Origin of the sequence: Nocardia asteroides, assembly GCF_021183625.1 — a bacterium.
GTDB lineage: Bacteria > Actinomycetota > Actinomycetes > Mycobacteriales > Mycobacteriaceae > Nocardia > Nocardia asteroides_A.
Genome location: NZ_CP089214.1, coordinates 6,275,091 through 6,295,775 on the forward strand (window position 1 = coordinate 6,275,091; position 20,685 = coordinate 6,295,775).

General features: G+C 68.6%; 19 protein-coding genes. 10 read left to right on the forward strand and 9 right to left on the reverse strand.

Annotation, left to right across the window (positions count from 1 at the left end; genetic code table 11):
• Positions 1 to 28: 28 nt before the first annotated feature.
• The 4 genes from LTT61_RS28965 to LTT61_RS28980 are packed head-to-tail and all read right to left on the reverse strand — an operon-like array spanning position 29 to position 3,726.
• Positions 29 to 1,156 (reverse strand): ABC transporter ATP-binding protein, encoded by a 1,128-nt coding sequence (locus LTT61_RS28965; RefSeq protein WP_233017179.1) that lies wholly within the window; start codon positions 1,154 to 1,156, stop codon positions 29 to 31.
• Positions 1,156 to 2,031, reverse strand: a complete 876-nt coding sequence (locus LTT61_RS28970; RefSeq protein ID WP_233017180.1) for an alpha/beta fold hydrolase — start codon at positions 2,029 to 2,031, stop codon at positions 1,156 to 1,158. Before LTT61_RS28970 ends, LTT61_RS28965 begins: the two co-directional genes overlap by 1 nt.
• On the reverse strand, positions 2,028 to 2,552 hold the full coding sequence (locus LTT61_RS28975) for a YiiD C-terminal domain-containing protein (protein WP_233017181.1): 525 nt from the start codon (positions 2,550 to 2,552) through the stop codon (positions 2,028 to 2,030). The genes LTT61_RS28970 and LTT61_RS28975 overlap by 4 nt, the downstream gene beginning before the upstream one ends.
• Positions 2,553 to 2,565: 13 nt before the next feature.
• The gene (locus LTT61_RS28980) at positions 2,566 to 3,726 is read right to left on the reverse strand and encodes an acyl-CoA dehydrogenase family protein (RefSeq protein WP_233017182.1); all 1,161 of its coding nucleotides are present in this window, start codon (positions 3,724 to 3,726) and stop codon (positions 2,566 to 2,568) included.
• 144 nt (positions 3,727 to 3,870) lie between these two features.
• Between LTT61_RS28980 and LTT61_RS28985 the strand changes: the two genes are divergently transcribed.
• The 5 genes from LTT61_RS28985 (at position 3,871) to LTT61_RS29005 (ending at position 7,417) form a co-directional block, all read left to right on the forward strand.
• Complete coding sequence (locus LTT61_RS28985; protein ID WP_233017183.1) at positions 3,871 to 4,797, forward strand: PDR/VanB family oxidoreductase; 927 nt, start codon at positions 3,871 to 3,873, stop codon at positions 4,795 to 4,797.
• Positions 4,798 to 4,855: 58 nt separating this feature from the next.
• Positions 4,856 to 5,560, forward strand: a complete 705-nt coding sequence (locus LTT61_RS28990; protein WP_420094709.1) for a hypothetical protein — start codon at positions 4,856 to 4,858, stop codon at positions 5,558 to 5,560.
• A gap of 145 nt (positions 5,561 to 5,705) precedes the next feature.
• On the forward strand, positions 5,706 to 5,972 hold the full coding sequence (locus LTT61_RS28995) for a hypothetical protein (protein ID WP_233017184.1): 267 nt from the start codon (positions 5,706 to 5,708) through the stop codon (positions 5,970 to 5,972).
• Positions 5,973 to 6,132: 160 nt separating this feature from the next.
• Entirely contained in the window at positions 6,133 to 6,594 is a 462-nt protein-coding gene (locus tag LTT61_RS29000) for a GNAT family N-acetyltransferase (RefSeq protein WP_233017185.1), read from the forward strand.
• 43 nt (positions 6,595 to 6,637) lie between these two features.
• Complete coding sequence (locus LTT61_RS29005) at positions 6,638 to 7,417, forward strand: hypothetical protein (protein ID WP_233017186.1); 780 nt, start codon at positions 6,638 to 6,640, stop codon at positions 7,415 to 7,417.
• 5 nt (positions 7,418 to 7,422) lie between these two features.
• Here LTT61_RS29005 and LTT61_RS29010 read toward each other — a convergent pair whose 3' ends face one another.
• Genes LTT61_RS29010 through LTT61_RS29025 form a run of 4 tightly spaced genes read right to left on the reverse strand, consistent with a single transcriptional unit; the run spans position 7,423 to position 12,158 of the window.
• Positions 7,423 to 8,394, reverse strand: a complete 972-nt coding sequence (locus LTT61_RS29010; protein WP_233017187.1) for an SCO2521 family protein — start codon at positions 8,392 to 8,394, stop codon at positions 7,423 to 7,425.
• Between the two features lies 1 nt (position 8,395).
• Entirely contained in the window at positions 8,396 to 9,403 is a 1,008-nt protein-coding gene (locus tag LTT61_RS29015; protein WP_233017188.1) for an SCO2522 family protein, read from the reverse strand.
• Between the two features lie 3 nt (positions 9,404 to 9,406).
• Entirely contained in the window at positions 9,407 to 10,321 is a 915-nt protein-coding gene (locus tag LTT61_RS29020; protein WP_233017189.1) for an SCO2523 family variant P-loop protein, read from the reverse strand.
• A 7-nt stretch (positions 10,322 to 10,328) separates the two neighbouring features.
• Positions 10,329 to 12,158 (reverse strand): SCO2524 family protein, encoded by a 1,830-nt coding sequence (locus LTT61_RS29025; RefSeq protein ID WP_233017190.1) that lies wholly within the window; start codon positions 12,156 to 12,158, stop codon positions 10,329 to 10,331.
• 702 nt (positions 12,159 to 12,860) lie between these two features.
• Between LTT61_RS29025 and LTT61_RS29030 the strand changes: the two genes are divergently transcribed.
• Genes LTT61_RS29030 through LTT61_RS29045 form a run of 4 tightly spaced genes read left to right on the forward strand, consistent with a single transcriptional unit; the run spans position 12,861 to position 17,829 of the window.
• Positions 12,861 to 14,744 carry an SCO2524 family protein gene (locus LTT61_RS29030; protein WP_233017191.1) on the forward strand — a complete coding sequence of 628 codons (1,884 nt, stop codon included), beginning with the start codon at positions 12,861 to 12,863 and terminating at the stop codon, positions 14,742 to 14,744.
• Positions 14,741 to 15,667: an SCO2523 family variant P-loop protein gene (locus LTT61_RS29035; protein WP_233017192.1), complete on the forward strand. Its 927-nt coding sequence runs from the start codon at positions 14,741 to 14,743 to the stop codon at positions 15,665 to 15,667. Before LTT61_RS29030 ends, LTT61_RS29035 begins: the two co-directional genes overlap by 4 nt.
• Positions 15,668 to 15,709: 42 nt before the next feature.
• Positions 15,710 to 16,717, forward strand: coding sequence for an SCO2522 family protein (locus LTT61_RS29040; RefSeq protein ID WP_233017193.1), 1,008 nt, complete (start codon positions 15,710 to 15,712; stop codon positions 16,715 to 16,717).
• A complete protein-coding gene (locus LTT61_RS29045) occupies positions 16,717 to 17,829 on the forward strand; it encodes an SCO2521 family protein (protein ID WP_233017194.1) in 1,113 nt (370 codons plus the stop codon). The genes LTT61_RS29040 and LTT61_RS29045 overlap by 1 nt, the downstream gene beginning before the upstream one ends.
• A 24-nt stretch (positions 17,830 to 17,853) precedes the next feature.
• Here the strand turns inward: LTT61_RS29045 and LTT61_RS29050 are convergent, their stop codons facing one another.
• Entirely contained in the window at positions 17,854 to 18,390 is a 537-nt protein-coding gene (locus tag LTT61_RS29050) for a GNAT family N-acetyltransferase (protein ID WP_233017195.1), read from the reverse strand.
• Between the two features lie 656 nt (positions 18,391 to 19,046).
• Between LTT61_RS29050 and LTT61_RS29055 the strand changes: the two genes are divergently transcribed.
• Positions 19,047 to 20,684: an ABC transporter substrate-binding protein gene (locus LTT61_RS29055; protein ID WP_233017196.1), complete on the forward strand. Its 1,638-nt coding sequence runs from the start codon at positions 19,047 to 19,049 to the stop codon at positions 20,682 to 20,684.
• The last annotated feature ends 1 nt before the right edge of the window (position 20,685 follow it).

Here is a 20,685-nt window from a genome sequence, read left to right on the forward strand (position 1 = left end):
TCATCGGAAGAAGTGCGAGCCTGACGAATCAGGCGACAGCGACGCGGGCGTCGCGGTCGATCGGGGCGCCGGAGTCCGGGTCGCGCCAGCGCAGCCGCAGCCCGGTGGCGGCGTCGAAGAGGTGGACGTCGGCCGGGTCGGCGTGCACGCCGAGCAGGTCGCCGGTGGCCACCCCGGCGGGGCGCGGAACCCGCACGCCGAGGGTGTGTTCGCCGGTGCCGAGGTGCAGCAGCTCTTCGCTGCCGAGGTTCTCCACCATCTCCACCCGGCCGGTGATCGCGCCCGCGGGGTCGGGCCGCAGCCGTTCCGGGCGGATGCCCGCGGTCACCGCGAGCGGCTCGGTCTCCGCGCCCGCGGGGTACGGCAGCACGATGTCGACGCCGGTCGCGCTCAGGTGCAGCCTGCCGTCGCGCGGCGTGACCGTCGCGGGGAAGAGGTTCATCGGCGGCGCGCCGAGGAACCCGGCGACGAAGGTCGAGTTCGGCCGGTCGTACAGCTCGGCCGGGGTGCCGACCTGCTCCACCCGCCCGTCGTTCAGCAGCGCGATCCGGTCGGCCATGGTCATCGCCTCGACCTGGTCGTGCGTGACGTAGAGGAACGTGGTGCGCAGCGTGCGGTGCAGCGTGATCAACTCGGCCCTGGTCGCGGAGCGCAACTTGGCGTCCAGGTTCGACAGCGGCTCGTCCATCAGGAACGCCCCGGGATCGCGGACCATCGCCCGCGCCAGCGCCACCCGCTGCCGCTGCCCGCCGGAGAGGTTGGCCGGCTTGCGCTCCAGCAGCTCACCGAGCCCGAGCACCGCCGCCACCTCCGCCACCCGCTGCGCGATCGCCGCGCGCGGGGTGCGCCGGGCGCGCAGCGGGAAGCCGATGTTCTTCGCCACCGTGAGGTGCGGGTAGAGCGCGTAGCTCTGGAACACCATGGCCAGGTCCCGGCGCTGCGGCGCCAGGTGCGTGATGTCGCTGTCGTCCAGCAGGATCCGCCCCGAGCTCGGCTCCTCCAGCCCGGCCACCATGCGCAGCAGCGTCGACTTCCCGCAGCCGCTCGGCCCGAGCAGCACCATGAACTCGCCGTCCGCGATGTCGAGCTCGACCTCGCGCACCGCCACCGACGCGCCGAACGTCTTCGACACCTTCTCGATCCGCAACCGTGCCATCACGCGCCCCGCGCCCATGCGGCGATCCGGGCGGCCAGCACCGGGGAGTCCTTGACCCAGGTGAAGTGGTCGCGATGGGCGACGCCGGAGCTCGCGTCCACGTGCCAGCGGGTGACCCGTGCGCTCGGCATCCGGCCGACCAGGAAGTCGACATTGGACTTCGGGCCGAGTACATCGGAGTCCAGCGAGATCACCAGCACCGGCTTGGCCAGCCGGCGCAGCAGCGAGTTGTACCGCCGCCGCGAACCTTTCGGCCGGTAGAAGCTGGTGAGCGAGTGCATCGACCAGTCCCGCATGACCCCGCCCGGCATCGGCGCCGGGATCAGCACCCCGCCCGGCCACTGCCCGGTCCGGCGGGAGACCCAGCCGATGTACTGGATCTGGCTCAGCGCCTCCCACCAGCGCCGCACCCCGAAGGCGTACCAGAAGACCGTCCCGGTGCCGATGATGCCGACCCCCGCCACCCGCTCCGGCTCCGCGCTCGCGAAGAGCAGCGCGAGCTGCCCGCCGAGGCTGTGCCCGAAGAGGTACAGCGGCGCCGCCGGGAAGCGGTCGTGGACAGCGGCGACGATGGCGGGCAGATCGGTCTCGATCATCTCCCGGTAGCCGAAGTCGCGGTGCTCGCCGAGCGCGGGAGTGGCCTCGCCGTGCGCGCGCAGGTCGGTGGTGGCGACGGAGAGCCCCTCGGCGTGCAGGCTCGCCGCGAGCGCCAGGTAGTGCTTGGCCTTCATGGCCATGGCGGGCAGGATCAGCACGACCGGGGCGTCCGGCTGCGCGGCGGCCAGGAAGCGCACGGTGAAGGTGACGCCGTCCGCGGTCGCGACCGCGGCGGACTCCAGCTCGGTGAACTTCGGCAGCTTGCTCGGGGCACTCATCGCTCGTTCTCCCCGGGGTTGGTGTCGCAGACGTAGTCGAAACCGAACTCGGCGACCAGCACGTCGGCGTCGTCCAGCAGCGCCGCCGGGATCACGATCTCGAACCGCTCGCGCACCGTGGAGGCGAGCACGCCCGCCACCGCCGCCGGCTCGACCGTGGCGATCGCCCGGATCCGGCCCGCCGCCGGGCGCTGGTAGCGCACGGTCGCGCCCCGCAGCACCAGCCGCCGCACCCGGTACAGCTTGCTCGCCGCCGCCCCGACGAAGGCGGCGGCTCCCGCGATGTCCGCCGCGGTGAAGAGCGCGCCCGCGTGCACGGTGCCCATGTGGTTGGTGGTCGGGCCGTCGGCGGGGATCTCCACCACCGCCCGCTCCGGGCCGATCTCGGTGATCTCGGTGCCGACGTGGGTGCCGAACGGGATCAGGGTGTGCGAGGTCGAGCGCAGGTATTCGTAGTCGACGTGCTCCGGATCGAGCTCCGGGTAGCCCGCCGCGAAGCCGGTGAGTTCACGCGTGGTCATGGTGGTTCCCCTTTCAGCGGTGTGCGCGCAGCGCGCGGCGGGCGATGGAGGTGCGCAGCACCTCGGACGGGCCCTCGTAGATCCGGAACGCCCGCGCCTCGATCAGGAACCGGGCGACCAGGTGGTCCTCGCAGACGCCGAGCCCGCCGTGCAGCTGCACCGCGCGGTCCAGCACCCGCCAGACCGCCTCGGAGACGAAGGTCTTCGCGATCGACGCCTCGTGCCGCGACTGCGAGGCGGTCGGGCCGTGCGCGTCGATGGTCTCGGCGGCGGTGCGGATGACGCCGCGCGCCGCGACGATGTCCATCTCGCTGTCCGCGACCAGTGCCTGCGCCATGCCGTGCTCGGCGATCGGCGACCCGAACGAGGTGCGCGCGTTGATGTGCCGCAGCGCCAGGTGGTGCCCGCGCACCGCGAGCCCGAGCCAGTTCATCGCGAACACCAGCCGCGAGGGTGCCAGCCGGACCTGGGCCAGCGGCAGCCCGTGGCCGACCGCGCCGAGCACCGCCGAGTCGGGCACCTCGCACTCCTCGAAGAACACCTCGCAGTGCCCGCCCGGCGCGCTGGTGTAGTCCATGGTCGGCATCCGCCGCCCGACCCGGAAGCCCGGATTGTCCGCGTCGACCAGGAACATGGTGGCGCCGTCATCGGTGTTCGCCACGCAGATGACGAAGGCCGCCCCCTGCGCGCCGGTGCAGAAGTGCTTGGCGCCGTCGATCACCCAGCCGCCGTCGGTCTCCCTGGCGTAGGTCCGCAGCATGCCGGGATCGGAGCCCGCCCCCGGCGCGGGCTCGGTCATGGCGATGGCCGAGCGGACCTCGCCCGCGGCCAGCGGAGCCAGGTAGCGGCGCTGCTGCTCCTCGTTCGCGACGTGCGCGAGCAGGTGGATGTTGCCGTCGTCGGGCGCCCAGGCGTTCAGCGAGAGCGGGCCGAGCAGGCTGGCGCCCGCCGCCTCCAGCACCTGCGCCTGCTCCGCGGTGTTCAGTCCGAGCCCGCCGTAGCGCGGATCGGAGAGCGGCCCGAAGACCCCCGCCTCCCTGGCCAGTTTCTGCAGCTCCAGCCGCAGCGCGTCGTCCATCACCCGGCCGTCGACGACGACCTCGCGCTCCACCGGGACAACCTGCTCGTTGATGAACTGCGTGGTCCGCTCCACCAGATCCGCGACGTTGTGCATGGCGCCAGTCTGGGTCGGCTGGTTCCGGGCGTGTCGGGGCGATAGGCGTTGTCGATCGACCGAATCATCCACCCGTTCGCGCCCTGCGCGGCGGTCGGTTTCCGGTGACGGTTACCGCGTCACACCGTCCGGTGAGGAGACCAGATGACCGACATCACGGCACGGGTGCGCGCCCGCAGGGACGAGGCGGAAGGCGTCTTCGCGCTCGACCTGGCCGACGCCTCCGGCGCCCCGCTGCCGCGCTGGCGTCCGGGTGCCCACATCGACGTCGCCGTGGGCCCGACCGGGGTCAGGCAGTACTCGCTCTGCGGCGACCCCGGCGACTCCGCGAGCTGGCGCATCGCCGTCCTGCACGAACCCGGCGGCCGGGGCGGCTCGGACCACCTGCACCGCACCGCGCTGGAGGGCTCGCTGCTCCAGGTCTCCGAGCCCCGTAACAACTTCGAGCTGGTCGAGGCCGAGGAGTACCTGTTCGTGGCGGGCGGGATCGGCATCACCCCGATCCTGGCCATGACCACCACCGCCGCGGCACCGTGGTCGCTCTACTACGGCGGCCGCAGCCGTGCCCACATGGCCTTCGCCGGATTGCTGGCGGAGCGCCACCCGGACGCCACGAGATTGCTGCCGCAGGACGAGCACGGCCTGCTCCCCATCACCGAGCTGCTTGACCGCCACCCCCGCGCCACCGTCTACTGCTGCGGCCCCGAACCGCTGCTCGCCGCCACCGTCGCGGCGGGCACCGAGCGCGGAATGCCCGTACACGTCGAACGATTCGCGCCCAAGCCGGTCGTGGCGGGGGCCGACACCGAGTTCGAGGTGCGGCTGGCGAGCACCGGCCGGACCTTCGTCGTGCCACCGGGACGATCCATCGCCGACGTGCTGGAGGGCGCGGGCGTCCCGGTCATCACCTCCTGCCGCGAAGGCACCTGCGGCAGCTGCGAGACGACCGTGCTCGCCGGCGCCGTCGACCACCGCGACTCACTGCTCACCGAGGACGAACGGGCCGCCGGGAAAACCATGATGCTCTGCGTCTCCCGCGCCCGGCAGGAGCTGCTCGTCCTCGACCTCTGAACTTCCCGCGGCCCGACCGGGCCGCCGGGTGCACCGAAAACCGAGAGGAAACATCAGGATGAGGAAGATCGTCGCGGTGGCCGCGGGCCTGGTCGCCGCCTGCGGAATCGCGTCCGGCACCGCCGGCGCGGCCCCGGCCGGTGACGGCACCGTCGATTTCACCGCGCACGCCACCGACACCCAGAGCATCATCAGCGTCGACGAGGGCTCCCTCGTGATCGAGGACGCCGCGCTGAAGATCAAGGCCCCGAACGGCGACCTCATCGCCGGGACGCCCCTGAGCTTCCGCGTCGACGACTTCGAGTTCCCCATCGTCGCGCAGATCGCGGACCGCACCGCGACCCTGACCCCGCAGCTCGACGTGGCGCAGGCCGTCTACAAGCCGGTCGCGCTGCCGTACGAGGACAAGGCGCCGTTCAAGAACGAGTACGACCGTGAGGTCGCCGCCTGGTCGCGGCTGACCAGCACGATCAGCGCCGGCGCCACCATCGGCACCCTGGTCGGCGGGCTCGTCGGCGGCGCGGCCGGTTGCGTGCTCGGCGGCATCGCCGGGGCGACCGTCGCCTCCGCGACCATCGTCGGGCTGTTCGGCCCGTTCGTCCCGGCGGCGGCCATCGGCTGCATCGGCGGGATCCTCGCCATCGGGGCGCTCGGCACGCTGGTCGGGCAGATCGTGGTCACCGCGCCGGTGATCATCGGTGCGGCCATCCAGTACTTCTCCACGATCAACGCGCCCGCGCCGGTTCCGCCGGCGGCGAAGTAGGGCGTACAGGCCCGGCGGTAGGTCCGGGGGACAGGCGGCTCCATCCGGGTTGGTCCGGGTGGAGCCGCTGTGCGTTTCGCCACCGGGTTCCTGCTACCCCGCTGAGCGGCGTTTATCCGATTCGCAGGCGGGCATCTCCGGCGATGTGCTGCTCCTGCCCGCCCCCGAATCCGCCGCCTCCGACTCGGTGCTCCCGAGCACCTCCGGCCCACCCGCCGATGACCGCGCCGCCGCCGTCATCATGCTGGTCTACGGCCTCACATCGGACCAGGGCGAGTACCTCCTCGGCCTGTGCGCCGAGCGCTCCGGCGAACCACGCGATCGTTTCGCCGCCGAATTGTGCCGAGCCGCGGAACAGTCCGGCGCCCCGTCCGCGACGGTCCGCGCGCGCCTCGACCCGCTGCTCGGCTGACTGTTGCCGTGACGGAGTTGCTGTGACCGAAGCTGCGACATACAGCGGGCTTCAAATCCGTTCGGATTTTCGGTCGAGCGATGTTCAGTCCCGTGACTGCGGTGCCCATCTAGACTGACGTAGGCCGTCTCGGCGGTGTCGCGACCAATCGGAGGGCAGCATGAGTACACCTACCGAACTCGAGCTGAAGTGCCGACCGGCCTGCTCGGCCGACCTCGCCCGGATCGTTGCCATCGAAGCGGACGCTTTTCCCGACCCCTACCCCTACCTTGTGCTGCGCCAGCTATTCGACGTGCACAGCAGTACCTGGCTCGTCGTGGAGGCGGAGGGACTGGTGATCGGATACGCTCTGATGCTCGAGAATGATGGCGAGGCAATGCTTTTCACCTTCGCCGTCCATTCGGACTACCGAGGCCACGGTTACGGCAGCGCGCTGTTGCGTGACGCGCTGACAGATCAGGAGAAGGCCGGGAGCAAGCGGGTGTGGCTGACGGTGCGGCCCGACAACGAAGAGGCCATCAGGCGGTTCGCGCGTGCGGGCTTCCGGCCGTCGGGCTATGAGGAAGAGTATTTCGGACCGAACGAACCCAGGTTCGTCTACGAGTATTTGATCGACCGATGAAGTAGGACGCTCTATGGGGGGCTTGGAATCGTCGGACGCCTCGATGCAGGATCGCATCCTCAATCGTGCGCTCCGCTATCGCCCGGACGAGGATGCGAACCGACCGATACTTCACGAATTCGATGAGAAGGTCGAGGAACTTCTCGTTCACTACACGCCGTCGGTTGCCCGAAATCGCTCGCATGCCCTGTTCTTCCACCAGTTGTACAAAGCCGCGATCGATCCCGAACCCGATGATGTGCCCGGCCCGGTGCCGAGTGCCGTTATCGCTGCCTTCCTGGCCGCAGAATTGGAGTACCGCAGCCCGCTGCGGCTGAGCGGCAGGCAGAGCATCCAGCTCGCGGAGGAATTCGAGGCGGTAGCCGGGGCCTGCTCGGCGGCCGGCCTGCATCGGCACGCGGTCCGGGCCTATCAGCGGGCGAAGGCGCTGCACCGGATGACCGAGGACACCGAGGGCGAGGACAGGTGCGGGCTGCTGCTCGCCAGAGCCCGCACGGCCGCCCAGCCAGATCCCTGGCGCCGCCGGCTGGGCCGGCTCGCCGACATTCTGTGCGGCTACGGCTATCGGCCCTCGTGGCTGCTCGGCTGGGTTGTGGCGCAGCTGGCGTTCTTCACCGCCCTGGTGCTGGCGATCGGGGGTGGCGAGTCGAACTGGAACCTCACCTACATGGCGCTGACCACCTTCCTCGGCCCGCTCGGCCCTGGCAATCTCGGGCAGGTCGACGGTGCTGCGCACGTGGTCTTCGGGGTCGAATCCTGGGCTGGAGCCCTCACCATGGCGGTCTACTTCGCCCTGCTCGTCCGGCGCTGGTTCCGGCTGTAGCCTGCCTACCGGTCGAACCCCAGCGCCCGCTGTCGGAGGAATTCCAGCGTCGACACCGCGATGCCGTCGCGGATCCGCGCTGCCAGGATGTTCCACTGTCGAGTGAATCCCGGGTCGGTCTGCAGCTCCTTCCACAGGGTGCGCATGGAGGCGGGGGTGTGTGCCCCCGGCATCCACAGCCCCGTGAGGTGCACGAGGGCCGGGCTCAGGATCTCGAGCTGGTCCCTGCTCGCGACGCCGAAGCGGTCCGCCTCCGCGAGCAGCGCGGTGAGCACGGTCAGCAGCCAGTCGTGCGCCGCGAGGTCCTCGCAGAATCGTTGCGCGTCCTCGATCCCGGCCTCGTCGCGGATGACGAGCCGCACCGAGCGGGTGGTGTCGTCATCGAGCGACATGGAGATCGACGGCCCGGTATCACCGCCGATACGAGCCGTCCACCGCAGGCGGGTGGCACCCACCCGTACCGGGGGCCGCTGATCCAGCATGGGGTGACTGCGGGCGCCGGCCAGTAGTCGCTCGCTGATCGAGCCGAGATCGAGGATGTCGCCGTGGCGGGTGCCGCCGAGGAACCCGTCCTCGAGCATCGGGCTCGCCACGGCGCGCGCCGGAATGGAATCGATGACCTCGACCGTCCCCTTCCGGTGCAGATAGTGCGGCCACGGCCGCCGCCGCTGTTCCGCCGCTCGCACCACCGCTGTGCCGGCCGACGACTGCAGTACCCGGCCGCCCGCCAGCCGGAGATTCGTCGCGACTGTCCCGACGACACGGGCGGGCCCGGGACGCAGTGCGAGCAGGCAATCGACCCCGACGGCCAGCGACGGCGAGATCGCCAGCGTGCCCGGCCGCTCCCGCCACCACACGGAACGTCCCGGAATCAGGCCGAGGAACTCCCCGGCCGCCGGCCGATCGAGCGCGACCGCCGACGGCAGCAGGCAGGTCCGGGTCTCGCCCAGCACGATCAATGGAGTGTCCGACGGCATGTCACGAACCGTCGAGCAGTAGGTGTGACACTCGCTCGTTGATGTTGCGGGACACCACGATCGGAATGTCGTCGCCGGCGCCGCGGGAGACGATGTCGTGGGTGACGTCGTCGTCCAGATCCAGGTGGTCCAGGATCACCCGGACGGCGTGCTCGATCGGAAGATGATGTTTCGGCAGCATCGACAGGGTCTTGAAGGCGGCGAACGGCGCTGCCGTCGGGTTCAGCTGCATGACGGGCGGCAGGTCTTGCCACTCCTCCGGCCATGGCCTGCCCTGCCAGAGATGCGGCTCGGCCACCACCGCTCCGTGGTGCCGCAGCATGCCGAGCCGGAACAGGTGCCACACCGCTGCCAGGAACTGACAGGACCACTGTTTGCCGGGCTGCCCCTGCGCGCTCCGGGTGGTCCAGAGCTCGACGTCGAGGAAGATCGAGTGCGACCGTCGGCCGAACTCCTCCGGCGGCCGGTAGGAGCGGGTCCGCATCGCCTGGCTCGGCTCGTACTCGGAGGACCGTCGCCCATTGCACAGCCATCCCGACTGGGCGGTGGGCGGCCTGCTGCCGTTGTCGGGCGGTGCGGGCTCCGAAACAATTCGCGCCGCTGCCATTTCGGCGACCGGGAGAGGTTCACCACGGGGCGCGCCGTTGGCGAACGGCGCGGCTCGCCAGCATCCCGACTCCCGCCCCAGGTAGTCGATCACCAACCCCGCCTCGCTCGCCGCGGTGAGCAGTTCGGGAATGATCTCCGACGGATCGGAGTCCGGCTGGAAGTAGTCGTCGAGCAGGTAGCAGGTGCTTATGCGGGCCCCGTCGCCGTAGCGGAGGCGGGTGGATTCCACGAAGGCCGAGATCAGCGGCACGATCCGGCGGAACTCCGTGCGCACGAGGGCCGGGTCGTCGGTGATCTCTTTCAGCCGGAAGTGTCCGACCTCGATCGACAGGTGCGACAGCGGAACGTGGGCGACCGGTGCGTGCTCGGTGGCCTCGTCGTAGGAGGGGTGAAGGGGCATCGGCTACATCTCCCAGGCGGCGTCGTCCACGAGACGCCGGGCGAGTTCCTGATAGGCGGTCACGGTTTCGGGATTCGCGATGTGGGCGTTGATGTCGTTGTCGAGGATCACCTGCTCCCGCCAGAGCAGGATCGGTTCGATCGGGGTGGTACCGAGCACCTTGGTCTTTCCGACGTTGTTGGTGGCGGCGAGCCTGCGGAGCACTTCGTCCTGGGCTTGCAGCCACGCCGCCTGAGCACCGCGCTCGGCTCCGACCTGGCCGGGCGAGACCGGCACGGCGGTGCGGACGAATCGGGTGGCACCGAGCAGCCGACTCCTGTCGTGACCGGACTGGACCCCGAGATCCAGGAGCCCGTGCGGTTCGTAGACGAGGCCTGCGGCCGCCAGGATGTGCTGTCTCGTCCACCGGTGGAAGACCAGCCAGCGCGCTGTCGTCCCACGCAGCGGGCTCAGCGCTGTCGCCCGGAGCGCGATGTCGAGCGCGCCGGTGCGGCCCGCGCTGAGGTCGACGATCACCACATGGAATTCGCTCGCGAGGTGCGCCAGCAGCTCGGCGCAGCGCTGGACGACCTCGTCGTTCGTGGTGAGCAGGTCGGCGCCGCCCTCGTCACCGGGGAACAGTGCCAGCCTGCCCGCGCGCTGGGCCACCCGCTTGAATTCCGCGCGCTCCGTCACTGAGCCGACATCGAGCCGAACCGCTTCTCCGGTCCTGCCGAGAAGGTAGGAGTGCACTCCGCCACCGGCCTTGACGCCGCGCTCGTAGCCGTCGATCTCGAACAGCGCACCCGCGGTGGGGGAGCCGAAGTCGAAGTCGACATAGGCGACATTCCGCCCCGCGAGGGTGAGCCGATGGGCGATATTGCAACTGGTGACCGAGCGCCCGGTGCCGCCCTTGTCGGACGTCGCGAAGACCAGCATCACGGCCTCACCGAGTCGCTTGCCTGCGCGCGTAGGCCAGGTCGTCCAGCGCGACGAGGGCCTCCGCTGCCAGGCTGTGCGCGGTGGCGGGTTGCTCGGTCAGGATGTCGCGTGCCCGGTCGAGTTTCTGCCGGATCCGGCCGACCTCGCGCTCGCTGTGCGAGAGCTGATAGCCCTCGATGCGCAGCTCCTCGCGATTGAGCAGATGCTCGGCCTCGCTGATCAGATCGACCGCGCGATTGACCATGGTGCCGGGCGCGAGCGGATCCGTCTCGAAGGTGTTGTGCGCGACAACCAGGCATTCCATCATCCGTTCGGTGATGAACCAGGAGACGCCCGAGTCGCCACCCGCGACCGCGGGGTCCGGCTCGTCCCACAGCCCGGCGGCCGCGCCGCCGCGCTTCATCCGGGCGGTGAGGTGCTCCATCGCCGCCTCCGCGAGGCTCATCAGCTGATCGCGGGTCCGTACGTCGGTACGCAATCTGCTCGCCTGCAGGCAGCGTTTCAGCAGCATGGTCGCGTAATCGGAGACGTACCAGTGCAGCAGCGAACCACCGTCGATATCGCTGCCCGCGAGCTCCATCAGGACGCCGGGGTGATGCAGCGCGAGGGCGGGGTCGGCGGTCGTGGCCCGGCTGGTGATCCGGCCGCGCCGGGCCAGCTGGTCGAAGACCGCAACGGTGCGCGCCAGGTCGTCGGTGCTGTCCCGGTAGACGAGATCCTGGATCAGGATGGCCGTCACCACCAGGCTGTAGTAGTCGGACTCCTGACCGTCCGAGGTACGCCACGGAATGTCCTCCAGCGGCCAGCGCCCGCCGCCGAACCGGGCGACCGTGCTCCAGTAGGTCCGCGCCAGCTCGAATCGCAGCTGCAGGGCGTCGCCCAGGGCTCGCTGCTCGTCGTTCAGCAGCTCGAGTTCCCGGATGCGTTGCGAGGAGAGATCGCTGATTCCGTCGAGCGCGACCGCCGTGAAGTAGAGGTACGGGCGGGGTGCGGCGTGCCCCGGTGCGCTGCCGAGCCGGGTGGGCACGATGTCGACCTCGGCCGCGGTCCGGACGATGCCCCAGCCCCAGCCGCACTCGAACAGCCGCCGGTCGTCGGCGACGTCGACCCCGGAGAGCTGCCCGAACTCGACCTCGTTCGAGGCGCGCACCCGCAACCGCTCGAGTTCGCGAGTGAGCCGCGGGAGCGTCTCCGAGGGAGAGCGGTTCTGGCTCACCATCCGGAGTATCTCGCCGTGCGCATCGTCGGCCGACGCGGGAGTGTTGATGACGAAGCTGCGGACCAACCCGGTCATCGCCGCGGTGAGCCTTGCGCTCGTCTTCGCGCGGAGCGGCCCTATTCGCTCGTAGACGTCCCGGTCGGACTGACGTAGCTCCCCCGCCAGCGCACCCTCCAGTCCGCGGAGGAAGCGGAGCGCCGCGATGCACAGGCTCAGCGACATGGAATAGGAGTCGACGACGTCGAGCGCGAGTTGCGCGTCGGTGGGGTGGCCGTCGGCTGCGCGAAAGTAGGAGCCCGCGCTGAAGACCGGCTCCCCGTCCGGATCGGTGTAGCGCTGGAAATACTCCTCGAGCAGCCCGACGAGCAGGCCACCGGCCTCGGTCGAATCGCCCCACGGCTCCAGTGCCCGATGCACGTCGGGCGCGACCCTGTCCGGCTGATCGAGGGCGAATGCATCGATCTCGGTCGCCGGGTACAGCAGGCACAGCAGCTGCTCGGCATCGCTGATCGAATTCGAATCTTCGCGACCTCCGCCGAGCCAGGCGTCGGCCGAGCGATAGGTCACAACCGCTCGCCACAGCTCCAGCAACTGCTGCCGTGGCTTGATCCGCACAGATCCCCCTGCGGGCCCGTTGCCCGGTTCTTTTACCGACCTTCGTTCCGACAGTGTGCCCGAATACGGGCACTGTGCCCAGGAAAGTACCCAACTATGCCGTTCAGCGCGCTCGGTGCACCAGGATGCGACAGCTACGATAATCGAATTTCGTATTGAGAGCTTTGATGCGAAGCCACGCCCGGATCGTTGCGTGACGCGCCGATCGAAGTGTGGCTCGGTGACGAATATGCTGCGATGCAACGACTTTGCGAACGGCTCGACAGCGAGGGGAGCGGGGTACCGCGAACGGGCCGGCCGCGTGAATCGGGGCTGGAGTGTCTGCCCGCGAGGCTCTGTGCCAAAGAGTAGCCTGGCCGCCGTGACCATTGTGGATTCTTCGTCTTCGGCTCTCACTGGGGATGATATTCGTCCTGTCAGGGGCATTGTCGATGCGAAACTTCGACCTGCGAGCCGGAGTGAACGGGATGTTTGCCGAGCGCTTGTACCTGGGGTGTGCGGGCGCCATTTCGGACCGATTGGTATCCATCTGGACGGCGCTCGCCCGATCGCTTACGCTGGCGCGCGCGCCTCTTGGATCGAAAGGCGTAGAGGCGCAATGGATTGCGGTATAGTGGTACTTTTCTCGGAACGACGCTCACGCGAGTCGGTTCGCGGTGGCCTGGATGCGGCTCGCACACTCGGGGGAAGGACTGCGGGCAGGTGCGAATAAGACCGCGGCAGCAAATTCTGGAAATCTGGGCTGCACTGCTCTCCTGCTGCTGGGACGGAAAGAATTGGAGCTGGGCCGGGCGGGATGCCGAGGGCGAACCGCTCTCCGGGGGCAACTCCATCAGCGATTCCGAGCAGTTGCTGTGTCTGCTGTATCCCGCGACCGAGATCGAGAGCCTCGCGCTCGATCGTCCGGACGACATGGCCGACGACGTCCGCGCGGTGCTCGAGCCGCTGGGCGGGCAGACTCGCATCGGCTCCGTCGTGGTGCGGTTGCTCGAGGAGTACATCGAACGCAATACGAAACCGGACGGCACCCCGGACTTCTCGGCGGGTGACTATCTCCGCGGCCAGGAAGATCTGCCACCGGTCAGCGCGCAGCGGGCTATCGAGGTGGTCGACTCCTACTCGATGTCCACCACCCTGTGCATCGCCGGGCTCGGCTTTCTCCGGGTCTTCGAGATCTGGGTCAGGTCGGGGGCGAGAGATGAATTGGTGGCACGGATCGAGCTGCTGCGTTCGGCGCTGAGTGCCCGGTTGACGGCGGCGATGGCCGGCCTCGTGCGCAGTTTCGTCGTGCACACCGCGACCCCGAAGTCCCCGGCGGGGCAGAACATGTTGCGTATGCTCAATCCGGCGAAACTGCCCGAGCGCGTCGTGGTGGACAAGATCGCCCAGGATCTCGAGCGGGTCCGCAACCGCCTGCGCAGTGACATCAGCCTCGGGCAGAGTCCGGACACCGAACTCGACGACGAGGGCAAGCTCTTCGAATGCGGGTGGAGCTGGGGCATCGTCGAGAACTCGTCCGAAATCATCGACGCCGCCGATATCCCCATCGCCAAGCAGCAGGGATATGCCGAAGCGCGACCGTTCCTGTACTTCACCATCATCGCGCTCGACGGCAGTAACGACCTCATCTCGCCGCGCACCCGTGAGCTGAATCTGCTCAACGAGGATCAGCGGCGGTTGACCGAGGCGCTGCGGCTGCGCTGGGACCTGACCCAGGGCTACTGGTCGACGATCGCCCGCTTCGGCGACCCGAGCTGGCCGCTGGAGGATATTCCGTGGCGCACGTCGGACGGTGAGGAATCCGACTACTTCAGCCTCATCGTCTCCGCGGTGCTGATCCAGGACCTTATTCGTCGCGCTGCGACGGACGACGATCTGACTCGGTCGATCGGAGTCTTCGACGAACTCGCCCGACGGGGCCGGATACTGCGCCGCGCGACGCGCGAGGACCCCGCCGTCGCGCTGCACACCACGGGCGTTGGGCTCGCACTGCGCGGTAGCGAGAAGGTCGGCGAAGGTCCGGAATTGCGCTGGATGGTCTCGGATTTCGCCGCCGTGCTGCTCAAGCGGGTCCTGCAGGCCGCGCACCTCTCCGGCAATATCGGGTCGCGGGACAGGCTGATGGAGCTCGCCAAGTCGGTGATGGATCACCTGGACTCACGGGTTCTGCGCAGCGCGTTCGGAAAGGGGCTGTGGGACAACCCGACAGCGATTTTCGACCCCGGGTCGGCCGAGCCGACGCACCCCTCGTGGTACATGACCGAGCGAGTTGTCGAATGCCTGGTGGCAGCGGACCGGAACTTCCGGGAGGCTCCCCTCACCTCCCCCGCCATGATCAACCGGGCCGTGGAGTTGCTGAACGAAGCGGAACACCTGCTCAATCAGGAGTTGCTGAACGTCGGCATCGATGACGTGTCGGAGAAGCGCGTGACCCTCGATCGCGTGGAGAACAATCTGGAGCAGGCGCGGCAGCTCGTGGCGCGGCGGCAGGCCGGCACCGCGTTCGTGCTGGCCTCGGACGCGCTGCGGGACCTGAACCAGCTCGCGTTCGCGCGGCGGGACGCCACGAGGAGCGTGTACTCGTGATCGTCTTCTCGACCTCGGACAAGGGAGGCACCGGGCGCTCGGTGACGAGCTGCAACATCGCCTACCGGCTGTGCGCCGGAGGGCGGAGTGTCGCATACCTGGACTTCGATTTCGGATCGCCGACGGCGGGTGCCCTGTTCGAAATCGGCGGGGTCGAGCAGGGGGTGCCGGAGAAGGGGCTGCACTCCTATCTGACGCACGGGAGTGAGCCGGTGGCGCGGGTCGATATCCGTGCCGCGACGGACCGTCCCGCACTCCGCAATATCCGGTCGCGCACCGGACAGCTCGTTCTCTTTCCCGGCGACGAGGGCGGCGCGGAGTTCAACGGCATCGATGACGAGACCGATGCGGTCGTGGATCGCTGTATCACCCTGCTGGCGGCACTCGAGCAGGAATTCGACGTCGCCGTCGTCGATCTCAGCGCGGGGCGCTCGCTCGCCATGGAGCTCGCGCTGCGCGCGACCGCGAGCCCGCACCTCTCCTCCGCGACCGTGCGGTGGCTCGTCTTCCATCGGTGGACGCGGCAACACATCCTCGCTGCCAGCGGCCTCGTGCACGGGCATCACGGTCTGCTGGCGGGCGCGGCGCTCTGGGGCCACGACAAGAAGAAATTCCTCGAGAACCTGCGTTATGTGCGGACAGCGGTGCCCCGGCTGAACAAGTCGGTGGACGGCGTTTACCGGGGAGCGCAGGCGGCGTGGCTGACGGAGCAGAACGCCGCACTCAAGGCGCTGGCCGCACGGCACCTGATCGGCGCCACTTCCCTCCTCGGCGAGACACCGGTCGAACCGGTGCTGCAGTGGCGGGAGCAGGTCATTCTCGACACCGATGTCGCGAACAAAATCGCAAATCTGGAAACCGCGGCGGCATTCGACGAGCTGACTGCTCGCCTGATCGACACGGAATACTGGGAACAGTTTTGATGTTCGGACTCCCGCACTTCTTCGGAAAGGAAATCGGCGACAGTGGAGCATGGCAGCGGATACGATGAGGCCAGCACACAACTACGTGTAGCCCGGGTTCCGCTGTCCCACTTATCCATCGAGGTGGGGCATCTGTACATGTCGGACCTCCGCCGGGGAGGCGAAGCGATCCGTCGGCAGCTGAAGCGGGTCGCGCCTATGCTCCACGCGATCACGGCGAGTGCGGAGGCGGAGTTCGGGAGCAACGCGCGCATCAGTACCTGTTTTCTTCTCGATGACTACTTCGACGACGGTGGAAATCCAGCGGAGGTCATCGGCAAGCTGCTGGAGATCACCTCCGAATTCGGAGTCGGGATCGATTACCTCGGCCGGGAGTCGGCTTGTCACGAAGCTCCGGCCGCGCGTGCCGGGGAGTTCGTACCTCTCGCGGAGATGGTGGCCGCCCGAATCGTAGAAGAGCCGGCCAAAGGCGAGACCGGAAGCCGGCCGCCCGCGCTGAAATCCGGCTGGCTCGCCAATGGGAAGCGGGGATCGGATGGTATCCGCGTCGGCCAGGCCATGCGTTCACGCAGCTATCAACACCCGGAAGAACTGAGCCGCCGGGAGCACTCGATCTTTCTCGACGTCGAGATGTGGCGGAAGAGCCGCACCGGCGTGAACGGTACGGCGACGACGACGGTGAAGTGGTCCTGCCCCTTCCTGGCGTCGGTCTGGCAGCTGCTCCGGCTGGGAATTCTCCGTGATCAGGGGAATCCGGTGGCTCAGCCGGTCAACTGGGAAGATCGCACGGTCTGGCCCGATCGCTGGGCGGACCTGCCCGCGATCGTTCAGCTCGAGCCGAGGGCCAAACCCTTCGCCGCATACCGCTCGTTGTCGATCATGCCTCGGTACTATCTGGGTATCGAACACGCGGTTCGTGTTGTCATCGACCACCTCCAGCTCGATAGCGAAATCGTGGACGACATCGTGGATCGCGGCACCGCCGAGTTGGTGGATGTCTCACGCGATGCCGGTGAGCGGCTGGACTATGTCTTCCTCGGCGGTTGCTGATGGACACACCGAACGCGGTCGGTTTCGCGGAGCCCGATTACACGCTCGCGCAATTCGGCGGCTTGGAAGCGGTCGACGGAGTCGAGCATGCTCCCCCATTCGAAACGCTCCACGGCGTTCTGCCCGACCTACAGCGGGGGGTGGCTCGAGCCGGAGCGGTTGATCCGATCCTCGTCACCGGGGAGATTCATACGCGCCTCGTTCCCCATTCCACTGCCCTGACCCGAGCCTCCGCGGAAGAAATGCTGACCATCGTGCCCGGCTACCCGGTGCGGTGGCGTACCAGGCCCAGCAGTGTCGGCACCTCGCCGACGATCGCCGCGGGATTCGACTGCGGACTCCCGCGGGTGTCGGGCGCCGCGGTACACGCGATCGGTACCGCAGCGGTGCATGCGGTCGTCTGCGGCGGTCGGGTCCTGCAGAGCTCGGCCCATACGGGGGTGGTGGCGGCGGAATCGTCGCAGCGGCAGGTCTGGTCGCACTACCTTTCCAGGGTGGGGGTCGCCGAGGTGGTCAGCCGGGTTACTCCGCAGACCCGGAAGCGGCTCGTCGACGGATTTCTCGGCTTCGTCGACCCGCCGCCGGGCACCGTGGACATGCCGTCGATCACGCAGCACCTGCTCAATCGAGTGAGTATGTGGAGCGGGCTCGATCAGCGAGCCCCGTTCCGCGCGGTCACGACCAGGTTGCGCTGGGCCGCGCACATCGGTGCCGCGGCAACCCTGCGATTCCGGCTCGAAGAGGGGCGGGTTCGCACTGTCGTGGTGACTGTGCGGAACGAGACCGAACTCGCCGCTGTCGGCGCGTTCTGCGAAGATCTGGCCCGGCACGATTGGCTGCTCACCGTTGTCGAGGCCATCACCGACCAGGTGGATGCGATGCCGTTGGGGGCGGATGTGACGCAGGCCGTCGCCCCGGTACTCGCCGGTGTCACACACCTGTGGACGCCGGGCGTCCACACTCCGGCTGTGCTCCGGCCGCTGTGGCGCCAGCTGGAGGCCGACCCCGCCTTCTCGGCGGAATGGTTCGCGCGGCTCGGTCACCTCCGTAGCCGCACGGATTTCGTGGCTCCGGCCGCGTCCCAGCGCGAATTCGCGGTCAAGACCTGGTGAGGTGGCGGACGCGAACGTCCCGGATCATCGGAGTCCGGGGCGTTCCTTCTGCCACGGGTCGGTAACCGTATCGGTCAGCGGACGGGGTTCCGGGCGGTCGAACCGGCAGATGAGGACATCCCTGCCCTCGCCAGGGCCGAAGTAGTCCGGGTCGTGTTCGATGCGGACGAAACCGGATTTGCGGTAGAGCCCGACGGCCGGATGATCGCTCGGCCGGACGGTCAGGAGGATCTGCGGTACGGCCGCCGAGCGGCAACGGTCGACAGTGCTTCGCAGCAGTATGCCGCCGTAACCGCGGCGGTGATATCGCGAGTCGACTGCGAGGCCGAGGATCCACGCGGTACCCCCATCGCTCGTGGCGACCATGGAGTATCCGCAGAGCTGCCCCTCGATCTCCGCGATCAGCCACTGTGGCCCGTGGACGTCGAACAACTGACGCAATGCGAAGTACGGGTAGGCGAAGCGATCGAACTCGGCTCGTTCGAGCGCGTCGATCGCGGCGAGGTCTTCCAGGCGGGCCGCCCGGAAAGTGGGTGTCTCCGAACTCGTCGACAGAATCACCGTTGTCTCCCCTTCGGCGATGGGCGACGGGGGCCCAGCGTGGGTCGGAATGTGCTCCGGGAATACCGGATGCTCGCGGATTGCGGACCGGTGGCGATCCGGACGGCTGCGACGGACCCAGCGGCCAGCGCGGTCCGTAACGCATAAATCCCTTGCTCGTCCGTGCCCGGCGGCTACACGCCGGCACCGTTCCTAGAGTGTGCCCTGTGAACTCGCAACCGGCCGAAGAAACGGGAGAGTGTGAGCAACAACGTCAATTATGGTGACGCGCAACTGCTTAGAGGAATTCGAATGTGACAGTTCGAGATGAGAGACTCCTGATTCTCCTGCCCCGCCGGGTGAGCACTCTCCTCCCGCGCTGAGCGAGTCCGACTCGGGCTTCGCGAGGTGCCGGCGGGGCGGGGTCGTGGGTGCCGTTGGTGCTCAGCAGGACGACGGCACCGGGGGCGGGGAGTGGGTGAGGTGGTCGACGGCGACCTTCGTCCCGAAGCGGGAAGGTGCGCACCGACCCGTGCGCGGCCAAGGCGAAGTGCCCACGCCGGGAGTTCGAATCACGGTGAGCTGACCCGTCGTCCCGGCCGGTCCGGGAATGGTCAACTCTCTGGCGACAGCGCCGGACCTTCGGCGTGCGATTTCGAGGAAGACCCACCACCGCCATGAGGAATATCCGTTTCCGCAGACTTCTGGCCGCCGCGACGGTGGCGACCGCTCTCGTGACAGCGCTCGCCGGGTGCGGCGGGCCGTCGAATTCGCCGGAGGCGGAGGGGGGTACTCCGGTGTACGGGGGGACGCTGAACTTCTACGATCCGGTGCAGTACACGGCGTGGTTGCCGACGGCGTCGATCTGGTCGAACAGCCAGGTCGCGAACAACCTCGCGGACCGGCTGACCTGGCAGGATCCGGAGTCGGGCGAGGTGAAGCCGTGGCTGGCGAAGTCCTGGGAAATCAGCCAGGACAAGCTGAGCTACACCTTCACGCTGCGCGAAGGGGTGACGTTCAGCAACGGTGATCCGGTGGACGCGGCGATCGTGAAGGCCAATTACGACCAGCACGGTTTCGGGGACAAGGCGCTCGGAATTCCGGCGGATTCCTTCTTCGCCAATTACACGGGCAGTGAAGTCGTGGGCCCGCTCACCGTGAAGGTGAACTTCAGCAAGCCGAATGTGGGCTTCCTGCAGGTGACCTCTTTCTATCGGGCCGGCTCGATTCTGGCGAAGCCGTTCCTGGAGAGGGATCTGAACGGGCAGGGGCAGGCGCAGAACTGGATCGCCTCGGGGCCGTTCGTGGTGGAGTCGGTGAACGGCACCACCGGGATCACGCTGAAGCGGCGCGAGGATTACAACTGGGCGCCGACGGGCTCCGGCCACGAGGGCCGGGCGTACCTGGAGCGGGTGGTCTTCAAGACGGTGCCGGAGGCGGGCACCCGGGTCGGCGCGCTGCAGTCCGGTGAGGCGCACATCTCGCGCAATATCGCCCCGTACGACGAGGAGACGGTCGGCGCGCAGGGCGGGCGGATCGCGGCCTTCCCGGTGCAGGGGCAGACGAACAAGCTGTCGCCGCAGCTGGATTCGACCGCACCGGTGATCGACAAGAACGTGCGGCTGGCGCTGCAGGCGGCGACGAACCGGGAGGAGATCAACCAGACGGTGCTCTCCCCGAGCTACCCGATCCCGGGCAGCATCCTGGTGCAGGGGACGCCGCAGCGGCCGGACGCGGGCGACGCGCTGAAGTACGACCTGGACAGGGCGAATTCGCTGCTGGAGCAGGCGGGCTGGCAGAAGGGCTCGGACGGGATCAGGGCGAAGGACGGCAAGCGGCTGCGGATCGAGATCTGGATCGCGCCGTATTACCAGGTCGCGCAGCCGGTGCTGGAGCTGCTGCAGTCGCAGTGGAAGAAGGCCGGGATCGAGCTGAACATCAACGCCACCTCGCTCACCGAGTACGAGGCCACCCAGACCGCCCGCGCCGACAGCTGGGCGCTGGTGCAGGGGCAGCTCTCCCGCGCGGAGCCGGACGTGCTGCGCTCGGCCTACGACAGCACCGCCACCAACGAGCTGCACAACCCCACCCCGGACGCGAAGCTGGACGAGCTGGTCCGCGCGCAGGCCTTCGAGTTCGACCCGGCCGAGCGGGCGCGGGCGGTGCGGGCGATCCAGGACCACCTGCTCGCCGAGGGGTACGTGATCCCGCTCTACGACGAGACCCAGGTGTTCGGGCTCGCGCCGTCGGTGCACGGCTTCGGCACCGAGTCGACCGCCCGCACCTGGCTGTACGACACCTGGATCGCGGAGTAGC

Coding starts and splice junctions, on each gene's coding strand:
- LTT61_RS28985 (WP_233017183.1), top strand. CDS start 3,871: ATGACCGACATCACGGCACGGGTGCGCGCCCGCAGGGACGAGGCGGAA.
- LTT61_RS28965 (WP_233017179.1), bottom strand. CDS start 1,156: ATGGCACGGTTGCGGATCGAGAAGGTGTCGAAGACGTTCGGCGCGTCG.
- LTT61_RS29010 (WP_233017187.1), bottom strand. CDS start 8,394: ATGCCGTCGGACACTCCATTGATCGTGCTGGGCGAGACCCGGACCTGC.
- LTT61_RS29015 (WP_233017188.1), bottom strand. CDS start 9,403: ATGCCCCTTCACCCCTCCTACGACGAGGCCACCGAGCACGCACCGGTC.
- LTT61_RS28980 (WP_233017182.1), bottom strand. CDS start 3,726: ATGCACAACGTCGCGGATCTGGTGGAGCGGACCACGCAGTTCATCAAC.
- LTT61_RS29005 (WP_233017186.1), top strand. CDS start 6,638: ATGCAGGATCGCATCCTCAATCGTGCGCTCCGCTATCGCCCGGACGAG.
- LTT61_RS29055 (WP_233017196.1), top strand. CDS start 19,047: ATGAGGAATATCCGTTTCCGCAGACTTCTGGCCGCCGCGACGGTGGCG.
- LTT61_RS29000 (WP_233017185.1), top strand. CDS start 6,133: ATGAGTACACCTACCGAACTCGAGCTGAAGTGCCGACCGGCCTGCTCG.
- LTT61_RS28990 (WP_420094709.1), top strand. CDS start 4,856: ATGAGGAAGATCGTCGCGGTGGCCGCGGGCCTGGTCGCCGCCTGCGGA.
- LTT61_RS28970 (WP_233017180.1), bottom strand. CDS start 2,031: ATGAGTGCCCCGAGCAAGCTGCCGAAGTTCACCGAGCTGGAGTCCGCC.
- LTT61_RS29020 (WP_233017189.1), bottom strand. CDS start 10,321: ATGCTGGTCTTCGCGACGTCCGACAAGGGCGGCACCGGGCGCTCGGTC.
- LTT61_RS28975 (WP_233017181.1), bottom strand. CDS start 2,552: ATGACCACGCGTGAACTCACCGGCTTCGCGGCGGGCTACCCGGAGCTC.
- LTT61_RS29045 (WP_233017194.1), top strand. CDS start 16,717: ATGGACACACCGAACGCGGTCGGTTTCGCGGAGCCCGATTACACGCTC.